Origin of the sequence: Nonomuraea longispora (assembly GCF_004348345.1) — a bacterium.
GTDB classification, from domain to species: domain Bacteria; phylum Actinomycetota; class Actinomycetes; order Streptosporangiales; family Streptosporangiaceae; genus Nonomuraea; species Nonomuraea longispora.
Map to the genome: position 1 here is coordinate 1 of NZ_SMJZ01000193.1, position 17,420 is coordinate 17,420.

17 protein-coding genes and 5 pseudogenes are annotated in these 17,420 nt (G+C 70.8%); 11 read left to right on the top strand and 11 right to left on the bottom strand.

All coding sequences use genetic code 11. The features are described 5' to 3' along the window. Positions 1–517: pseudogene (locus tag E1267_RS35075) on the bottom strand (hypothetical protein); the annotation flags it as partial. Further along, the gene (locus tag E1267_RS35080; protein ID WP_132339174.1) at positions 514–1,026 is read right to left on the bottom strand and encodes a SigE family RNA polymerase sigma factor; all 513 of its coding nucleotides are present in this window, start codon (positions 1,024–1,026) and stop codon (positions 514–516) included. The pseudogene E1267_RS35075 and the gene E1267_RS35080, both read right to left, overlap by 4 nt. Positions 1,027–1,307: 281 nt before the next feature. Between E1267_RS35080 and E1267_RS35085 the strand changes: the two genes are divergently transcribed. The 10 genes and pseudogenes from E1267_RS35085 (at position 1,308) to era (ending at position 8,374) form a co-directional block, all read left to right on the top strand. Further along, positions 1,308–1,652 (top strand): histidine triad nucleotide-binding protein, encoded by a 345-nt coding sequence (locus tag E1267_RS35085; protein ID WP_132339142.1) that lies wholly within the window; start codon positions 1,308–1,310, stop codon positions 1,650–1,652. A 199-nt stretch (positions 1,653–1,851) separates the two neighbouring features. Beyond that, a pseudogene (locus E1267_RS46855) lies at positions 1,852–2,478 on the top strand (PhoH family protein); the annotation flags it as partial. Between the two features lie 564 nt (positions 2,479–3,042). Then, positions 3,043–3,273 (top strand): annotated as a pseudogene (locus E1267_RS46860) (LAGLIDADG family homing endonuclease); the annotation flags it as partial. A 279-nt stretch (positions 3,274–3,552) separates the two neighbouring features. Beyond that, positions 3,553–3,903, top strand: a pseudogene (locus E1267_RS46865) (PhoH family protein); the annotation flags it as partial. Beyond that, the gene (gene ybeY, locus E1267_RS35095; protein ID WP_132339144.1) at positions 3,893–4,369 is read left to right on the top strand and encodes an rRNA maturation RNase YbeY; all 477 of its coding nucleotides are present in this window, start codon (positions 3,893–3,895) and stop codon (positions 4,367–4,369) included. The pseudogene E1267_RS46865 and the gene ybeY, both read left to right, overlap by 11 nt. Further along, positions 4,366–5,658 carry a hemolysin family protein gene (locus E1267_RS35100; protein WP_132339146.1) on the top strand — a complete coding sequence of 431 codons (1,293 nt, stop codon included), beginning with the start codon at positions 4,366–4,368 and terminating at the stop codon, positions 5,656–5,658. The genes ybeY and E1267_RS35100 overlap by 4 nt, the downstream gene beginning before the upstream one ends. A 314-nt stretch (positions 5,659–5,972) precedes the next feature. Next, complete coding sequence (locus tag E1267_RS35105; RefSeq protein ID WP_132339148.1) at positions 5,973–6,608, top strand: hypothetical protein; 636 nt, start codon at positions 5,973–5,975, stop codon at positions 6,606–6,608. Between the two features lie 43 nt (positions 6,609–6,651). Further along, positions 6,652–6,969 (top strand): cytidine/deoxycytidylate deaminase family protein, encoded by a 318-nt coding sequence (locus E1267_RS35110; protein WP_132339150.1) that lies wholly within the window; start codon positions 6,652–6,654, stop codon positions 6,967–6,969. Between the two features lie 7 nt (positions 6,970–6,976). Then, positions 6,977–7,450: an NUDIX domain-containing protein gene (locus tag E1267_RS35115; protein ID WP_165959974.1), complete on the top strand. Its 474-nt coding sequence runs from the start codon at positions 6,977–6,979 to the stop codon at positions 7,448–7,450. A gap of 15 nt (positions 7,451–7,465) precedes the next feature. Beyond that, positions 7,466–8,374, top strand: coding sequence for a GTPase Era (gene era / locus E1267_RS35120; RefSeq protein WP_246064451.1), 909 nt, complete (start codon positions 7,466–7,468; stop codon positions 8,372–8,374). A gap of 271 nt (positions 8,375–8,645) precedes the next feature. Here the strand turns inward: era and E1267_RS35125 are convergent, their stop codons facing one another. Genes E1267_RS35125 through E1267_RS35135 form a run of 3 tightly spaced genes read right to left on the bottom strand, consistent with a single transcriptional unit; the run spans position 8,646 to position 11,088 of the window. After that, complete coding sequence (locus E1267_RS35125; protein ID WP_132339156.1) at positions 8,646–10,100, bottom strand: MmgE/PrpD family protein; 1,455 nt, start codon at positions 10,098–10,100, stop codon at positions 8,646–8,648. Continuing rightward, positions 10,097–10,909: a cyclase family protein gene (locus E1267_RS35130; RefSeq protein WP_132339158.1), complete on the bottom strand. Its 813-nt coding sequence runs from the start codon at positions 10,907–10,909 to the stop codon at positions 10,097–10,099. The genes E1267_RS35125 and E1267_RS35130 overlap by 4 nt, the downstream gene beginning before the upstream one ends. Then, positions 10,909–11,088 carry a hypothetical protein gene (locus E1267_RS35135; protein WP_132339160.1) on the bottom strand — a complete coding sequence of 60 codons (180 nt, stop codon included), beginning with the start codon at positions 11,086–11,088 and terminating at the stop codon, positions 10,909–10,911. Before E1267_RS35135 ends, E1267_RS35130 begins: the two co-directional genes overlap by 1 nt. Before the next feature lie 289 nt (positions 11,089–11,377). Between E1267_RS35135 and E1267_RS35140 the strand changes: the two genes are divergently transcribed. Further along, on the top strand, positions 11,378–12,205 hold the full coding sequence (locus E1267_RS35140; protein WP_132339162.1) for an IclR family transcriptional regulator: 828 nt from the start codon (positions 11,378–11,380) through the stop codon (positions 12,203–12,205). Positions 12,206–12,831: 626 nt separating this feature from the next. Here the strand turns inward: E1267_RS35140 and E1267_RS35150 are convergent. From E1267_RS35150 to ureC, 6 genes and pseudogenes are all read right to left on the bottom strand, one after another. After that, positions 12,832–13,302, bottom strand: a complete 471-nt coding sequence (locus tag E1267_RS35150) for a hypothetical protein (RefSeq protein WP_132339166.1) — start codon at positions 13,300–13,302, stop codon at positions 12,832–12,834. Between the two features lie 4 nt (positions 13,303–13,306). Then, positions 13,307–14,128, bottom strand: a complete 822-nt coding sequence (locus tag E1267_RS35155; RefSeq protein ID WP_132339168.1) for an urease accessory protein UreD — start codon at positions 14,126–14,128, stop codon at positions 13,307–13,309. A gap of 119 nt (positions 14,129–14,247) precedes the next feature. After that, positions 14,248–14,934: an urease accessory protein UreG gene (ureG, locus tag E1267_RS35160; RefSeq protein WP_132339170.1), complete on the bottom strand. Its 687-nt coding sequence runs from the start codon at positions 14,932–14,934 to the stop codon at positions 14,248–14,250. Positions 14,935–14,973: 39 nt separating this feature from the next. After that, positions 14,974–16,200 carry an IS701 family transposase gene (locus tag E1267_RS35165; protein WP_132339178.1) on the bottom strand — a complete coding sequence of 409 codons (1,227 nt, stop codon included), beginning with the start codon at positions 16,198–16,200 and terminating at the stop codon, positions 14,974–14,976. Positions 16,201–16,356: 156 nt separating this feature from the next. Further along, positions 16,357–17,097, bottom strand: a complete 741-nt coding sequence (locus tag E1267_RS35170; protein ID WP_132339172.1) for an urease accessory protein UreF — start codon at positions 17,095–17,097, stop codon at positions 16,357–16,359. Then, positions 17,097–17,420 (bottom strand): annotated as a pseudogene (gene ureC / locus E1267_RS35175) (urease subunit alpha); the annotation flags it as partial. The pseudogene ureC and the gene E1267_RS35170, both read right to left, overlap by 1 nt.

The window sequence follows — 17,420 nt, forward strand, 5'->3', positions numbered from 1 at the left end:
GGGTGCGTGTGGGGCAGTCGGCCGCCGTCTCGGCCGGCTCGGCGGGTTCGGCGGTCGTCGACGGGCATGTGGTGGGCGTGGGGCTGGACGACGGCGACGGAGCCCTGGTGGAGTCGGCCTTCTTGGAGGTCCGCGGCGTCGGGGTCTTCGACTCGGACGGGACGAAAATGACCTCGGAACGCGAGGGGTCGGGTTTCTTCGGCGAGGGAGGCTCGTGCGAGCGGGTCGTCGAGGAGTTGGACGGGACCTCGGAGGATTCGACACCGGCGGGCTGGACGGGGCTCTCCTCGGTGATCTGGGAGCGCAGCCCGGGCACCGTCATCACGATCGTGCCCGCCACGAGGAGGGCACTGGCGGCGGCCGCCCCCGCACGCCACCAGAACAGGTTTCGAACGCCGCGCCGCTCGATGCGGGCACGGATGATCTCCAGTCCTTCCGGCGAGGGCACGACCGCGTCCGCCTCCGCACGGAGCGCACGACGCAGCGCGTCGCCGTACTCGTCGGGGGGCTGGGTCATGACATTTTCTCCAGAACGGATCGCAACGCGGCCATGCCACGAGCGGTGTGGCTCTTGACCGCCCCCTTGCTGATGCCCATGGCGTGGGCGATCTCAGCTTCGGACAGATCACCGTAATAGCGTAGGACCAGTGCCTCTCTCTGTCGGGTCGGCAGGGCTCGTAATGCCTCGATGACGGCGGAGCGTTCCAGCTCGCCGATCGCGCCGTTCTCGGCGCTCGGGGCGTCAGGCAGGCCCTTGGGAGCGTACTTCTCGACGACCGCTCGGTGACGCAGCACGGAACGGGACCGGTTGACGACGGATTGACGCAGGTAGGCGAGTGCTTTGTCGGGGTCACGCAGCCTACGCCATGCACCATGGATGGCGACGAACGCATCCTGCACGACTTCCTCAGCGGTTGCCATGTCGCGCACCAGCAACACGGCCAGACGCACCAACGACCGGAAGTGCGCGCTGTAGAGCGCGGTAACGGCCATGTCGGCATCCCACCCGACCTGCACCGCCCCCATCGACCTGTCGGCCAGAAGGGTTTCGGTGGTCACATCAGTGGGACGCGCGGCCTTCCCAGAGGGTTTACGCTCTTCCGGTTCTTGAGGTTTCCCCGGTTCCTTAGGGTGCATTACCCAGTCGTGTTCCTCGCCAGGTGGCGCTCGCCCGACCCTGAATCGTGTTCTTTTTTGCTGAAGTGTCGCACACTCACCCTAACCGTGTGGATCTTCCTACGCACGACACAGCTGATTACCGATTCGCAACGGACTCCCTGACGGCGGGCTCTCGATAGGCTACCGGTGTGAACGACTGCCTCTTCTGCAAAATCGTGGCCAAGGAGATGCCGGCCGAGATCGTCTACGAGACCGGCAGGACACTGGCGTTCCGCGACATCAACCCGCAGGCCCCCACCCACGTGCTGGTCATCCCGAAGGGGCACTATTCCGACGCGGCGGCGCTGGCCGACGCCGACGACGGGCTGGCCGACGAGGTGCTCAAGGCGGCCCACGCCGTGGCCGTCATGGAGGGGGTGTCCGAGGACGGCTACCGGGTGGTGTTCAACACCGGGGCCGGGGCCGGGCAGACCGTCTTCCACGTGCACGCCCACGTGCTGGGCGGGCGCGCGCTGACGTGGCCACCGGGATAGCCGGGACCTCTGAGGCCCAACCCGGCGATATTGACGCGAGCAATCGGCGTCGTCCCGGATACGATGGGCTCAGAAGACACCGAAAGAGACCGGGAGGCATCAGGCCGCTGGCCTGCCCATGTCCGAACTACACGAATCCCGACGCACGGCACCTCCCTCGCGCACACAAGCCAAGGTGCTGATTCCGGACGAATACCCGATGGTCAGCCTCCTCGGCTCCCGTGACGAGTTGCTCCGCGTCATCGAGGGCGCCTTCAAGGCCGACATCCACGTACGCGGCAACGAGATCACCGTCACGGGCTCTCCCGACGAGAGCGGCACCGTGGTGCGGCTCTTCGAGGAGCTCGTCGAGGTGCTGCGCAGCGGCGGCGAGCTCACGCCCGACGCGGTCGAGCGCAGCATCGCCATGCTCCGCATGACCTCCGACCGCCCCGCCGAGGTGCTCTCCCTCGACATCCTCTCCTCCCGCGGACGCACGATCAGGCCGAAGACGGTCAACCAGAAGCGCTACGTCGACGCGATCGACAAGCACACGGTCGTCTTCGGCATCGGCCCCGCGGGCACCGGCAAGACCTACCTCGCGATGGCCAAGGCCGTGCGGGCGCTGCAGGAGAAGCGGGTCAACCGGATCATCCTGACCCGGCCCGCGGTCGAGGCGGGCGAGCGGCTCGGCTTCCTGCCCGGCACCCTCTACGAGAAGATCGACCCCTACCTGCGGCCGCTCTACGACGCGCTGCACGACATGGTCGACCCCGACTCGATCCCCAAGCTGATGGCCGCGGGCACGATCGAGGTCGCGCCGCTCGCTTATATGCGCGGAAGATCTCAACCGGTCGGCACGGGAGTGCTGACTCCGGATGGGTTCCGCTCCATCGGAGAGCTGGAGGTCGGCGACCTGGTCATCGGTTCGAATGGTGAGCCGACCCCCGTGCTGGGCGTCTACCCGCAGGGGGAGCAGAAGGTCTACCGCCTTTACAGCCAGGACGGGGCTTCGGTGCTCGCCTCCGAGGACCACCTCTGGACTGTCCGCACCCGTGATGACGCCAACCGAGGAAAGCCGTGGCGGGTGCTGAAAACGAAGGAGATGATCGGCGACCTACGGACAGCGCACCACCGCAAGTGGGAGTTGCCGATGCTCAGTGCGCCGGTCCAGTTCCCTGAGCGCGACGTTCCCCTGGACCCGTACGCACTCGGGTTGCTTCTGGGAGACGGGCGTGTCACCGGGTCTACGACCCCCGCTTTCTCGACGAACGACGCGGAACCCGTTGCAGGACCGGAGCGTTGCCTGCCTGGAGTGCGGGCGAGGTGGCGGGGAACGCCAGACTATGCGCTCAACCGGGTGAGGCAGCTTGGGGACAGCATGACGATCGCCAACCCGATCACCCACGCCATGCGTGAACTGAATCTGCTGGGCTGCGGGTCGTACACGAAGTTCGTGCCTGAGGTCTATCTCCGTAACACTCCAGAGATCAGGATCGCGGTTCTGCAGGGTCTGCTGGACGCAGACGGAGGCTCTGTCACCCAGCAGGGCCGCACATGCCGGATTCAGTTCTCCACCATCTCGCCACGGCTACGTGACGACGTGGTCTCCCTCGTCCAGTCCCTCGGAGGTGCGGCCTACTGGCGCGCCCGTCCGTTGAGCGAGCTGAAGCCAGGGCCGGCGAAGGGCAGACAGGTCCGTCATCGCCATGATGCTTACGTTCTGGACATCCGGCTTCCGCAGGGCATCGAGCCCTTCCGGCTGTCACGGAAGGCGGACACCTACAAGGCGCATGGTGGCGGCCGCCCCATGCGCTACGTGGACCGCATCGAGCCGCGCGGCACGGCGGAATGCGTGTGCATCCAGGTGGCGGCAGAAGATTCGCTCTATGTCACCGAGGACTTCCTGCTGACGCACAACACCCTCAATGACGCGTTCATCATCCTCGACGAGGCCCAGAACTCCTCGGCCGAGCAGATGAAGATGTTCCTGACCCGGCTCGGGTTCAACTCCAAGATCGTGGTGACGGGCGACGTGACGCAGGTTGACCTGCCCGCGGGCACGGTGAGCGGGCTGAAGGTGGTCCAGGAGATCCTCGACGGCATCCCCGACATCCACTTCTCCCGGCTGAGCAGCTCCGACGTCGTACGCCACAAGCTGGTCAGCGACATCGTCGACGCCTACGGGCGCTACGACGCCACCCGGGCGGCCCAGGAGCTCAAGCCCGTCCAGCAGCGGGGGAAGCGGCGGGTGAGCGACCGTGAGCATTGAGCTGAACAACGAGTCCGGCGTCGGGGTCGACGAGGAGTCGCTCGCCGCCCTGGCCGCTCACGTGCTCGGCGAGATGGGCATCAACCCGCTCGCCGAGCTGTCCATCGTGATGGTCGACGAAGACGCCATGACGCAGCTGCACGAGAAGTGGATGGGTGAGCCGGGCCCGACCGACGTGCTGGCCTTCCCGATGGACGAGCTGCGTCCCGGCGGCGGCGCGCGCGGCGAGTCCGACGGCGCCGCCGATCCGGCGCTCCTGGGCGACGTCGTGCTCTGCCCGCACGTCGCCGCCAGGCAGGCGGCGGAGGCGGGCCACGGCACGGCCGACGAGCTGGAACTGCTGTGCACGCACGGCATCCTCCACCTGCTCGGCTACGACCACGCCGAGCCCGAGGAGCACAAGGAGATGTTCGGCTTGCAGGCCCGGCTCCTCGAGTCGTGGCAGGAGGTGCGCAACTCGCGGTGAACGCCTGGTTGCTGCTGGCCATCGCACTCGTGATCATCGGTGGCCTGATCGCCAGTGCGGAAACGGCACTGACGCGCATCTCCAGGGTGCGCGCCGAGGAGTACGCGCGCGAGAGCCGTCGGGGGGCGGCGCGGATGCAGGCCATCGTCAACGACCCGCCGCGCTACCTCAATCTGCTGCTGCTGCTCAGGCTGAGCTGTGAGCTGGTCGCGACGGTCATCGCCACCCTGCTGTTCATCGACCTCATGCACGACCAGGGCTGGGCCTACGTCTGGGCCGCCGTCGTGATGATCGTGATCAGCTACGTGGTGGTCGGGGTGATGCCGCGTACGCTGGGCCGCCAGCACGCGGAGCCGGTCGCGCTGGCCAGCGCTCCGATCGTGTACGGCCTGACCCGTATCTTCGGCCCCCTGCCCAAGCTGCTCATCCTGCTCGGCAACGCGCTGACCCCCGGCAAGGGGTTCCGTGACGGCCCGTTCACCTCGGAGGCCGAGCTGCGTGACCTGGTCGACCTGGCCGAGGAGCGCAGGGTGATCGAGCCCGACGAGCGCGAGATGATCCACTCGGTGTTCGAGCTGGGCGACACGCTGGTGCGTGAGGTCATGGTGCCGCGCACCGACATGGTCTACATCGAGCGCGGCAAGACGATCAGCCAGGCGCTGTCGCTGGCGCTGCGCAGCGGCTTCTCCCGCATCCCGGTCGTGGGGGAGAACGAGGACGACGTCGTCGGCATCGCCTATCTGAAGGACATCGCCCGCAAGATCCACGAGTCGGGCGGGAACGGCGGCGACACCGTCGAGTCGATCATGCGTCCGGCCGCGTACGTGCCCGAGAGCAAGCCCATCGACCAGCTCATGCGGGAGATGCAGGCCAGGCAGATCCACATCGCCATCGTCATCGACGAATACGGGGGCACGGCGGGCCTGGTCACGATCGAGGACGTCCTGGAGGAGATCGTCGGCGAGATCACCGATGAATACGACCAGGAAGCGCCGCGCGTCGAGCCGATGCCCGACGGCGGCATGCGGGTGACCGCGCGCATGCCGGTCGACGAGCTCGGCGAGCTGTTCGACACGGAGATCGAGGTCGACGACGTGGAGACCGTGGGCGGCCTGCTGGCGCACGCGCTCGGGCGGGTGCCGATCGCCGGCTCGCACGCTCAGGTGGCGGGTCTCTCGCTGACCGCCGAGAGCCTCGCGGGGCGCCGCAACCGCATCAGCACCGTGGTGGTGCGCCGGGTGGCGCCTCCGGAGGACGAAGCCGTTCCCGCCGCCGCCGAGCAGGAATGACCCGCGAGCGGGACGTATACGGATGGATGCCGCAAGCGTTCTACAAGTGGTCTGCAAGCCCGGCACGGCAGTCTTCTCACCAAGACATCCAGTGCGGTGGGTGTCAGGGAGCGCCAGGAGCCGGATGGGGTTCGCGGCATACTGGCGCTCCGGGGGGCGACGGCGTCACGGCCTGCTAGGGGGTCGGGACGCCGGTCGGCGCAAGGGTGTTCTCGTCCAGGAAAACCGGATGAGAACACCCTTTTTGCGTGTTGGTGGGGACTTTGGTGGATTGCCGCTTTCGTCGGTTGGGGAGGCTGCGTCGAGGGGGAATCATGAGGCGCGAACCAGGGATCATCGGCTGCGGGCTGCTGGCCTGCGTCCTGGCCGGATGCGGCGGCGGGACGGCGGGAAGCCGTCTTGATCCGGGGGCCATGGCCCAGTTGCGCGAGGTGCTCAGCGAGGAGCCCCGGCTGCCCGACGGGTTCACGCCCAGGCCGGGGGAGGCGTGGCGGATCCCGTTCGACAAGGCGGGCAAGAACTGCCGTACGATGCTCCGCCCCGCCGAGGGGCGGGCCCCGCGCCAGGCGCTGACCGCCCAGGTGGCCGTCAGCTACACCGGCGACAACCTGGGAGAGCAGGCCGGGGTCGCGCTCGCCAGGTACACCGGCGGCGGGGCCGCCGACCACCTCGACGAACTGGCCGACGCGCTGGAGTCGTGCCGGCGGGTCAGCTCCCCTTCCGGCACCGACCTCCGCTCGCACGAACTGACCATCGAGGATGCGGGGGACGAGGCCGTGGGTGCGCGGCTGACGGGCCGGCTGAACGGCTACCCGTACGCGATGGACGTGGTGTTGTCGCGGGCCGGCGACACGCTCGTGTCGGTGGTGCACACCGGCCTGGATGACGTGGACGCCGGCCGTACGTGGGCGATGGTCGACGCGGCCATCACCATGGCGGAGGACCGCTGACGCCGCCGTGCCCGCCGCTCGGAGAAGTCGTTAGCCTGTTGGCGTGACTCTCGACCCGGAAGACAGCAAGATCATCACGCTGGCCAGGTCCGCCAGGGCCCGTAACGGCTCCGCGGAAGGGGCGGCCGTGCGTGACGAGACCGGCCGCACGTACGCGGCGGCGAACGTGGCGCTGGAGGCGCTGACGTTGTCGGCGGTGCAGGTGGCCGTGGCCATGGCGATCTCCAGCGGGGCCCAGTCGCTGGAGGCCGCCGCGCTGGTGAGCGAGGGCGGGCCGAGCGCCGCCGACGAGGCCGTGGCTTCGGAGCTGGGCGTCAAGGCGCTGCTCGTGGCCGGCCCCGACGGCACGGTGCGAGGCTGACATGCCGATGTCGCCCTTTCTGGCGCGACTGCGGGAGAAGGTCGGCACCGACCTGCTGATGCTGCCGTCGGCCGCGGGCTTCGTGTTCGACGACGCGGGCAGGCTCCTGGTGGCCCTGCACGGCGACGGAAAACTCTGGGCGGCGCCGGGCGGCGGCATCGACCCCGACGAGCGGCCGGCGGAAGCCGTGGTCAGGGAGCTGCGAGAGGAGCTCGGCCTCGAGACCGAGGCGCGAGGCCTGATCGGCGTCTACGGCGGCCCCGAGTTCCGCACCGTCTACCCCAACGGCCACCAGGTCGGCTACGTCATCGCGGCGTACGCCTGCGCCGTCGTCGCCGGACGGCCCGAACCCGACCGCGTGGAGATCAACGACTACCGCTGGGTGTCGGAAGAGGAGCTCGCCACGCTCAAGACGACCCCGTGGACCCCGCTCGTGGCGCCGGAGGCGTTCGCCTGGTGGCGTGAACACGTCCGCCGATAGGCCAGAATGCACAATGTGACTTCGCCAGACATCCATCGCGCCGGATTCGCCTGCTTCGTGGGAAGGCCGAACGTCGGCAAGTCCACCCTGATGAACGCCCTGGTCGGCAGCAAGGTGGCCATCACCTCGTCCAAGCCGCAGACCACCAGGCGCGTCATCAGGGGCATCGTGCACCGACCCGACGCCCAGCTCGTCATCGTCGACACGCCGGGGCTGCACCGCCCGCGCACGCTGCTCGGCGAGCGGCTCGACAGCCTGGTGTTGTCCACGCTGACCGAGGTCGACGCGATCGGCTTCTGCGTGCCGGCCAACGAGCCGATCGGCAAGGGCGACCGGTTCATCGCCGACAAACTGGCGGCGGTGAAGAAGACCCCGGTCATCGCGGTCGTGACCAAGTGCGACCTGGCGACCAAGGAGCAGATCGCCGAGCAGTTGCTGGCGGTGTCGCAGGTGGGGGAGTTCGCGGACATCGTGCCCGTGTCGGCGCAGTCGGGTGAGCAGCTCGACGTGCTGGCCGACGTGCTGATCGGGCACATGCCCGAGTCGCCGCCGCTCTACGAGGACGGCCGGCTCACCGACGAGCCCGAGCAGATCCTCGTCGGCGAGCTGATCAGGGAGGCGGCGCTGGAGGGCGTGCGCGACGAGCTGCCCCACTCGATCGCCGTCGTCGTGGACGAGATGATGCCCAGGGAGGGGCGCGACGACCTGCTCGACATCTACGCGCACCTGTTCGTGGAGCGGCCGTCCCAGAAGGCGATCGTCATCGGGCACAAGGGCGAGCGGCTGCGCGATGTCGGCACGAAGGCCCGCAAGCAGATCGAGGGGCTGCTCGGCACCCGCGTCTTCCTCGACCTGCGCATCAGCGTGGCCAAGGACTGGCAGCGCGACCCGAAACAGCTGCGCCGCCTCGGCTTCTACGACTGAGCCCGCGCCGGCTCCGGCTGGTCAGCGTGCCGGGGGCTGCTGCGACCGGGCGAGCCGCTCGCCAACGGAAGGGCTCGCCTCCGCCGCCGGGCTCTCCTCGGTCGCGCACGGGGTTTATGTGCTCTACGTCTCCTGAGGTCGGCCGCGCGCCACCCGCCCGCCCGACCTCAAGGGCCCGGTCCTCGCCGCTGGTGGCCCGCCCCGTGACGCGCGGACCGTCCCACCGGTCCGCTGCAGAGTGGCCCCGGCGGGCGGTTCGGGGCGGTGCCGGTCAGCCCTGCGCGGGGCAGTGCGGGCGGGTGGCGACGAGGGCCGGCCGGAGCAGGCCGGTGACGTCGTCGCGGTCCGCCAGCCCGCGGACCTGACGGGCGAGCGCCGCGATGGCCTCCTGCGGGAGCACGCGCGAGGCGTTCAGCCGGTACTTCTCCTCCAGCTCGTCGATGCTCAGCGGATGTTCGGGCCCGCCTCGCGAGCTGTGCACGCGATGCTCCAGCCGCCGCCCGTCCTTGGTACGGACGCGCAGCACGGCCGAGAACGCCAGCGGGAACTCCTCCGTGCACATCTCGTCGGCCACCACCCGCACCCGCGCGGCCAGGGCGAGCCGCTTCTCGTCGCGGAAGGCGGCCTCGGTGAAGTCGTCGAGGTGCAGCCCGAGCCCGCCCCCGCCGACCAGCGCGCTGGCCACGGTGTACGGCCCCGAGAACTTGGCATGGTACGGAGTCCGCGGCCGCGCCTTCTCCTCGTACGGCTCGCCGATCGTGCGCAGCGGCGCGGACGCCACGCCCAGCTCGGCCTCCGCCACGTCCTCGGCCCGCAGCCCCTGCGCCCGCAGCGCGAGCGCGGCGTCGATGCCGGGGTGGGTGAAATGGTTGGAAGGGTACGGCTTGTAGACCGTACGCAGCAGTTCCCACCGATCGCCGAGCCCGTCGGTGATCGCGGCCCCGTCGTAGCGCCCGTCCAGGAACGCCTGGAAGAAGCCGAAACGCCCCTCGAAGACCGTCGGCGGCCCGGTCACCCCCTCAGCGGCCATCATGGCGGCGACGACGCCCGCGTGGGCCGCCCAGCCGCAGTGGACGCGCTTGACGGTGCCGCCGGTGCGGTTGGCCTCGATGACCCCGGCTCCCATGCTCGCGGCGATGCCCATGGCCGCCGCGATGCCGCCGGCGTCGAGGTCCATGAGCAGGGCCGCCGCGGCGGCGGAGCCGACTGTGCCGCAGATGGACGTGGCGTGCCAGCCCTTCTCGAAGAACAGCGAGTTGCGCAGCACGGGCAGGTAGGAGGCCATGCCGAGCCGGTTGGTGATCTCGTTGCCCACGGCGATGGCCTGGCACAGCGCCGCCCCGGGGACGCGGGCCGACTCCGCGACCGCCAGCGCGGCGGGCACGACGGAGGCGGACGGGTGCAGCACCGAGGGCAGGTGCGTGTCGTCGAAGTCGAGCGCGTGCGCGAGCGTGCCGTTGACCAGGGCGGCCGACGGCGCGGGCAGCGCGAGCGGGTGGCCGAGCACGGATGACTCGCCGGCTCCGCCCCACCGGCCGGCGAGCCGCCGCACCGCCTCGTGCGGCTCGTCGTGGCCGGTGAGCTCCAGGGCGGCCAGGCCGTTGCCGAACGTGTCGAGCACGCGGCCCGTCACGTCGTCCATGACGGGCTCGGGCAGCCCGGTGCGGGCGTCCGCGGCGAACTCGGCGAGAGCGGAGACGATGGTCGTCCCGGCCTGACCGGTCATGACGCGATCACCGCCAGCGGCCGTACGGGGGCGCCTGTGGCGCCGACGACGTGCAGCGGGTTGATCACCAGCAGGAACTCGGCCGCGCCGAGCTCTCGCAGCCGGGTCAGCCGCATGGTCTCCACGATGTTCACCCCGGCCTCCACCAGCAGGATGCGGTGCACCGGCAGCGTGGCGTGGCCGCGACCGGCCGCGATGTGCTCGAACGCGATCGTCTCGCCCCCGGCCGCCGAGACGCCCTGCTCGACCAGCCAGCGGGCCGCGTCGGCGCCGGGCCCGGGCACGCCGCCCTCCTCGCCGGTGAACCGGGACGGACGGTCCCATTCCAGCGACCAGCCGGTGCCGATCAGCACCGCGTCGCCGGGCCGGATCGCCACGCCCGTCCTGTCCAGCGCCGCCCGCAGGTCGTCCCTGGTCACCTCGTATCCGGGCGGCAGCACGTCCACGCCGTGCACGGCGGTCACGTCGAGCAGCACGCCGCGCCCGACGTACGGGGGGAAGGTCTCGATGCCCAGCCGGGACAGCCCCTGGTGGGACTGGATGCCCGCGACCTCGACCCCGCCGTACGCGCGGCCGTCGTGGGAGACGTGGCCGAGCGCGTCGACGTGGGTGCCCACGTGGCCGCCGGTCACGATCAGCTCGTTGGCGGCCGATCCGCCGTCCTCGCGCACCATGTCACCGTGGCGGCGCTCGATGACCATCCGGAACCTCGGATGGTTCGGCGACTGGGGCATGCCCGTCCGCATGGGCTGGGCGAGGTCCACGACCTCGGCGCCGTCGAGCTGCTCCCAGAGCGTCGTCCCTGTCATCACACGATTTCCTTGTCCCGCAGGGCGGCCCGGTCGCCGGCGCTGCCGCCGATCCCGCCCCACACGTCGTCGTTGCCGGCGCCGCGGGCCCGGCCGGTCCACCGGATGGTGCCGGGCGGAGCTCCGGTGCCCTCGCCGGTGGCGGATCGATTCCCCGGGACGATCTGCTCTGCCTCCACGAATCGGCCTCCTCAGGTGGCTGGGTGCGTCCCGGCCAGGACTTCATCATGTATTGAAACAGCGTTACTGTGAGCGGAACAACCCTCCGTCTGCGAGAACATACCTGGAGGTACCACAGCGTCGTCGGTGACGTCTACGCGCTGGAGAACTGGGCGGCCTCCGACGACGGGGCCAGGACGCCTGGCGGGAGTTCCCTCGACACCCGAACTGTTGCTGACCTTCTACGCGCGTCTCGTTCCGGCGCCAAAGATAGGTGAGCCGACCCCGACCGTTTCCGCAGGAGGAACGATGCCGACGAAGAGCTCAGGCGCCGCGAGCGGCGAGGCCCCCGCGCGTGGGAGCACCGGGCAGGCCATCGCCACGGTGGAGCGCGCCACCGACGTGCTGATGCACTTCGCCGAGACGCCTTCGAACACGCTCGGGGTGACCGAGATCGCCGAGGCGCTCGGCATGTCCAAGGCCGCGGTGCACCGTATCCTCGCCTCGCTTCGCGTGCGCGGGCTCATCGATCTCGACCCGGCGACCCGGCGCTACTCGCTGGGGGTCGGCGCGATGCGTCTGGGCCTGGCCTACCTTGACCGCATCGACGTGCGCCGCATCGCCGAGCCCGAGCTCGTCACGTTGTCGCGGCGCACCGACGAGACCGCCACGCTGTCCATCCGCACCGGGCGCCACCGCATCTACGTCGACCAGGTGACCCCGGCCCGTGAGGTCATCATGAGCGTCAGCCTGGGCGTCGCGTACCCGCTGCACGCCGGCGGATCGTCGAAGGCCTTTCTGGCGTTCCTGACGGACGAGGAGATCGAGGACTATCTGTCCAGCGGCCCGCTCGAGCCGCTGACCGGCAACACCATCGTGGACAAGGCCAAGCTCCGCAGAGAGCTCGCGGCGATCCGCGGGGCGGGTTACGCCCAGTCGTTCTCGGAGCGCATGTCGGGCGCGGCCTCCGTCGCCGCCCCCGTCTTCGACCACCACGGCAGGCCGCTGGCCGTCGTCAGCGTCAGCGGCCCGGCCGAGCGCTTCGGCGAGGAAGCGGCCTACTGCGCCGAGATGCTGCTCGAGTCAACCGCACGCCTGTCCGCCCGGATGGGCTGGACCGCCCCTGAAAGGAGGTGACGGCCGGCGCCCCGTGGCCGGCCGTCCTGTATGCCGTCGATACGACCTGCTCGTCAAGGGCGGCACCGTTGTCCTTCCCCACCACGGGGAGATCCGCGCCGACCTGGCGGTCTCCGAGGGGAAGAGCACCTGCACATCGGACGGGCCGCCCCCCGCAGCGGGCCCGCGACCTGCGCACTCACCACGCCCTCGCCCTCGCCCTCGCCCACGACGTCGTAGCCCAGCTCGTCGCGGAAGAGGTCGAGATGCGGGCCGAACTCCGTGCCCCCGACGACTGCGGCGGTGATCCCCTCGATCAGCGGCTCTCGGCCGTTCTCGGTCACGTGCCCTCCGGAGCGCGAACGTGTTCCCTTTTGCGGAACACTGTTTCGTACTCGATCACCGTCACGCCAAGCTCGCCGCCCAACGGACCGCCAACCACCCGCCGTATCACCTGTGACCTGGAGGAACCATGCGCGCAGGAGTCCCGGGGCTGCCGCTGCTCGACTGGCACGTCGGCGAGTGGCGGGGGAGTACATCCACATGGACGCCGGAGGAGGGAACGCTGACCGGCACACCACGCACCTGCACTGCCGTGTCCCGGCTGACGGCTCGTACGACATCCTCCAGACCGCTGACCGGAGCCGTCAGCCGCGGCGGACCAGGGCCGCGACGGCCAGCAGGATCACCAGGACGGCCGACGCCAGCGCCGCGAACCAGCCGAACCTGATCACAGGCTCGATCGACAGCAGGTCACCGAGATCGACGGAGACCCGATCGCGAAGACCACGGTCGCCGGTCATGAAGGACACCAGCAGCAGCACCGCCGCGACTCCCGGAACGGCGGCCAGCGCGGCCAGCCGGGGCCGGCCGAGCACGCCGGCGAACCCGCACGCCAGCGCCGCCAGCCCCGCCACCAAGGTGTAGACGCCGGACGCGGCGTCGACGCCGCGCACGTCGCCGGCCACCGCACCCCCGATGAGCTCGCTGCGCGCCTCCACCCCGGCCCATGGCAGGACCGCGCAGGACATCAGCAGGGCGCCCGCGATCACGACGCCCAGCGGAACGCCGCGGCGGGCGCGCGGCCTGGTGTGCGTGGGCTGCGGAAAATCGGCCACACGATCAGGGTAAGCCGCACCCGCTCGCGCCACCACCGCCAACCGCGGAACCCGTTACCTCACGCAACGCTTCCATCACCGTCCCGCTGCCACGGCTGTCCCCGCCGCCCCGGGTGGTCGCCGGTCCGAGAGCCGTTCGTTCGCCCCACTCCAGTCGCGACCGCAGCTGGACCGCGTCGGCGGCCAAGGCGGACACCAGCGTGCCGGACACCGCCAGCGGCAGCACCGCGACCCCGTCGGCCACGGTCGTTTCCTCCGCGGACGCCGTCAGGAACGCGTTGCCGACGCAGCGGGCCGAGCCGTAGACGACGGGGGAGGTGTCGACCGCCGGGTCGCCCACGGTGAACTCCTGGCGGAGCAGCGGCAGGCCGTCGCACGTGGCGTCGAAGCGGGCGTGGCAGCGGCCCGGAGGCTCACCGTACCGGCCGAAGACGATCTCCTCCCGCCACAACACGCTCGCGTCCGGCTCCAGCGTCAGCCGGACCAGCAGGCGGTGCTCGCACCCGGCGGCGAGCACCGTCGGCTCCGGAGTGAAGCGCAGTTCGGCGCCCGCGCCCACCCGCGCGGTGACCAGCAGCTCCGACGCGCCTTCGCCGGGCAGGACCAAGGTGCTTGCGACCGAGCCCAGCTCCAGCGTGGTGCGCGGGGCGACGTCCAGGTCCAGGGCGAGCCGGTCGCCGCCGAGCGGGCCTGCCGCGGTGGAGACGAGGTGCACGGTGTACGGGCCGGTCTGGCGCAACGTCAGCGGCGGCGCCGAGGCCAGCCGTCGCACGACGGTCGTGCCGTCCGGCGCCCGTGCGGTCGCCACGGCGGCCCGCGCCCGCATGCCCCGACGTCCCGAGCCCGCGTGTCGGGTGCCCGCGTGTCGGGTGCCCGTGTGTCCGGTGTCCGTGTGCGCGGGGTTCGGGTGCGCGGGATCCGGGTCGCGCGTCGTGCCGCCGCGCATCAGGAGAGGGCCGCCGGGTGGGCGTGCGACCAGGCGCGCACCTGCTCCGCGACCCATCCGGCCACGTCGCCGGCCTCTGGGTCCTGCCTGATCGAGGTGAACAGGACAGGCCGCTCACCGCGTACGGCCGCCGCGTCGCGCGCCATCACGCCCAGGTCCGCCCCCACCATCGAAGCCAGGTCGGTCTTGTTGACCACCAGCAGGTCCGCCGCCGTGACGCCGGGTCCGCCCTTGCGCGGCACCTTGTCGCCGCCCGACACGTCCAGGACGAAGATCTGCCGGTCGGCCAGCCCTCGGCTGAACGTCGCCGTCAGGTTGTCGCCGCCGCTCTCGACGATCACCACGTCCAGCGGGCCGAACCGGTGTTCCAGGGTCTCCACGGCGTCGAGGTTCGCGGCGATGTCGTCGCGGATGGCGGTGTGGGGGCAGCAGCCGGTCTCCACGGCCAGGATGCGTTCCTCGTCGAGTACGCCGGCCCCGCGCAGGAAGTCGGCGTCCTCGGTGGTGTAGATGTCGTTGGTCACGACGCCCAGCGACAACGACGCGCCGAGCGTCCGGCACAGCGCGGCGACCAGGGCCGTCTTGCCGCTGCCGACGGGGCCGCCCACCCCGAGCCGCAGCGCCCTGCCCCTGCCGTCGGGAGCGTGATGGTGATCGTCATGGTGATCGTCATGGTGTGAGCTCATCGTCGAGGTCCTTCCTAGTACTCCAGTGACACTTTGCGATCATGGTATGGATCTGCGCTGGTAGTGGCAGTGTCGGGCTGTTGCTTGGTGGCGGCGGCGCCAGTCTGACCAGCGCAGAACGTGCGTGGTTGAGGGGCGCCGGGTCAGGACGAGTGAGGCCAGGAGCCGGCGGATCTCGGGCATGGTGAGCGGGATGCGGTCGTCGGTGGTGGGTGGCTGGACGGCAGCGATGGCGGCCAGCAGGGCCAGGGCGAGCATGGCCAGAGTGATGTGCCGGTGCCAGGGCGTCCAGCCGCGTACTTGGTAGTGGTCCAGGCCGACCTGTCCCTTGGCGGCTTGGAAGGACTCCTCCACCGCCCACCGGATACCCGCGATCTTGACCAGGGCCATGAGCGGCTGCCGGTCGGGGGCGTAGCAGCGGTAGAACGCCAGTTCACCGGTGGTCAGGTTGCGTCGGATCAGCAGCCACCGGTAACCGTCGGCCTGGCCTTCGTCGATGCGGGCCCAGGCCCAGGCATACCAGCGCGGTCCCTTGGCTCCCTGACCTGCGCGATAGCGGTGCCAGTGCCGATCGGCCACCCGCGCCGCGACCTCAGCCGCGCTCAGAACAACGCCTTGCAGTTCGACGCGCCGGTTACCGGCGATGGCCAGCACATAGCCCGTCCGGCGCGCTTCCAGTGCGGCACGAAGACGCGGGTCCTGGCCGTAGACCTCATCACCTGTCGCCCAGGCCGCCTGCACGCCGGCCTCCAGCGCGGCCACAAGCATCGCCGTGGCCAGGGCGGGCTTGGTGGCGAAGGCGCTCTCGTCCGGGACACCGGCGGCCTGGCAGCGGCCGGGGTCGGCCAGCCAGGTGTGTTCGGGCAGGTAGAGCCTTCGGTCTAGCAGCGCCCGCCCGGCCGGGGTGGCATAGGCCAGAAACACCCCGACCTGGCAATTCTCGATCCGGCCCGCTGTCCCGCTGTATTGCCGCTGCACCCCGGCCGAGCGAACGCCTTTCTTGACGAACCCTGTCTCATCCACGATCAGCACACCGCCGGGGCCGAGCCGGTCGACGGCGAAAGCACGCACGTCATCGCGTACGGCGTCGGCGTCCCAGCGGGCGGTGCGCAGCAGCCGCTGCAGCCTCTGCGGGCCGATCAGCGCGGCATGTTCGGCCAAGTTCCAGCAGTTCTTGCGGTCGATGTCGGCCAACAGCCCGCGCACGTAAGCCCCAGCAGCGTGACGCGGTTCGACCCGGCCGAACCGAGAGGCGATCCGGGCCATCAGCTCGTTGAAGATGACCATCCAGCCATCAGGGTCTACGCTGTGGCTCGCGGCCACCGCACGATCTTTTGTAGTCCTCACAAACTCTGAATGATCACGCGGTGGCCGTCGCCATGTGACCCCAACGCCTCAAGATCGCGAAGTGTCACTGGAGTACTAGGAGACGAACAACCGGATACCGGCCCGGGCATGCCGCTCGGCCAGCAGGTCAAGGCCCGGCGACGAGTACGCGGGCAACGCCGCCCAGCCGGCCCCCGCGCTGCCGGGCCGCTCGGACGTGCCGGGCGGGCAGGCGGCGGCGGACACGGCGGACAGCTCGGGTGTGAGGTTCGCCAGCAGGCCGTGCACGGCGACCGGGTCCAGCCCGAGCAGGCGGACCGCTGCCGTGGCCGGGCCGCTGACCGCGTGGTACGCCGCCGCCAGCGCCGCGTCCTGCGGCGTCGTCCCCGCCGCGTGCGCCGCGACCCCGAGCGCCACGGGATGATGCGGATGCGGTACGGCCCGCGCCAGCTCGTCCAGCACCGGCGACGGCCACACACGCCGGGCGACCCTGACCAGCAGCCTGCCCTGGGTCCTAGAGGCGTCGCGCTGGGCGGGCGAGGCGGTCCTGGCGTCCACCTCCCTGTCGAGCACCACCCACGGGTCCGCGTCGCTGCCGGCCGGGAGCCGGTCCGTTGGGGCGGTGGCGGGCGGCGTACGGACGGCCTGCACGCAGGCGGTGGCGGCGAGGGCGGCTGCGAGCGCGCCCGCCGTGTGGAGGCGGCCGCGCAGGAAGCGCGCCAGCGAGGGCATGTCGTGCACCGCCCCCGAGGCGATGGCCTGCTCGGCGCCGCCCGAGTGGGCGTGGCCGCCGGCGGGGAGACGGGAGTCGGTGAGGAGGAGCAGGGCGGGGTGCATCAGAACAGGAAGTAGCGCTGGGCCATCGGCAGGCGGGTGGCCGGGGCGGGCTCGATGAGCTCCCCGTCGACGCGGACCTCGAACGTGTCGGGCGCCACCTCGATCCTGGGCAGGGCGTCGTTGAGCGGCATCGCGGACTTGCCGCGCGACCGTACGTCCTGGACGGGGGCCAGGCGGCGGCGTACGGCGAGACGGTCGGCGAGGCCCGCGTCCAGGGCCGGGGGCGCGACGAAGTGCAGCGAGGTGGCGGCGGCCGTGACCGGGGACGCGCCGAACATGGGGCGGGGCAGCACCGGCTGGGGCGTCGGGATGGAGGCGTTGGC

Bases quoted from the DNA above. Each gene is read 5' to 3' on its own strand.
- E1267_RS35155 (WP_132339168.1), bottom strand. From the start codon at position 14,128: ATGCGGGCGCGGGCCGCCGTGGCGACCGCACGGGCGCCGGACGGCACG.
- E1267_RS35130 (WP_132339158.1), bottom strand. From the start codon at position 10,909: ATGACAGGGACGACGCTCTGGGAGCAGCTCGACGGCGCCGAGGTCGTG.
- ureG (WP_132339170.1), bottom strand. From the start codon at position 14,934: ATGAGCTCACACCATGACGATCACCATGACGATCACCATCACGCTCCC.
- E1267_RS35170 (WP_132339172.1), bottom strand. From the start codon at position 17,097: ATGCACCCCGCCCTGCTCCTCCTCACCGACTCCCGTCTCCCCGCCGGC.
- E1267_RS35125 (WP_132339156.1), bottom strand. From the start codon at position 10,100: ATGACCGGTCAGGCCGGGACGACCATCGTCTCCGCTCTCGCCGAGTTC.
- E1267_RS35105 (WP_132339148.1), top strand. From the start codon at position 5,973: ATGAGGCGCGAACCAGGGATCATCGGCTGCGGGCTGCTGGCCTGCGTC.
- E1267_RS35115 (WP_165959974.1), top strand. From the start codon at position 6,977: ATGTCGCCCTTTCTGGCGCGACTGCGGGAGAAGGTCGGCACCGACCTG.
- E1267_RS35080 (WP_132339174.1), bottom strand. From the start codon at position 1,026: ATGGGGGCGGTGCAGGTCGGGTGGGATGCCGACATGGCCGTTACCGCG.
- E1267_RS35140 (WP_132339162.1), top strand. From the start codon at position 11,378: ATGCCGACGAAGAGCTCAGGCGCCGCGAGCGGCGAGGCCCCCGCGCGT.
- E1267_RS35165 (WP_132339178.1), bottom strand. From the start codon at position 16,200: ATGGCCCGGATCGCCTCTCGGTTCGGCCGGGTCGAACCGCGTCACGCT.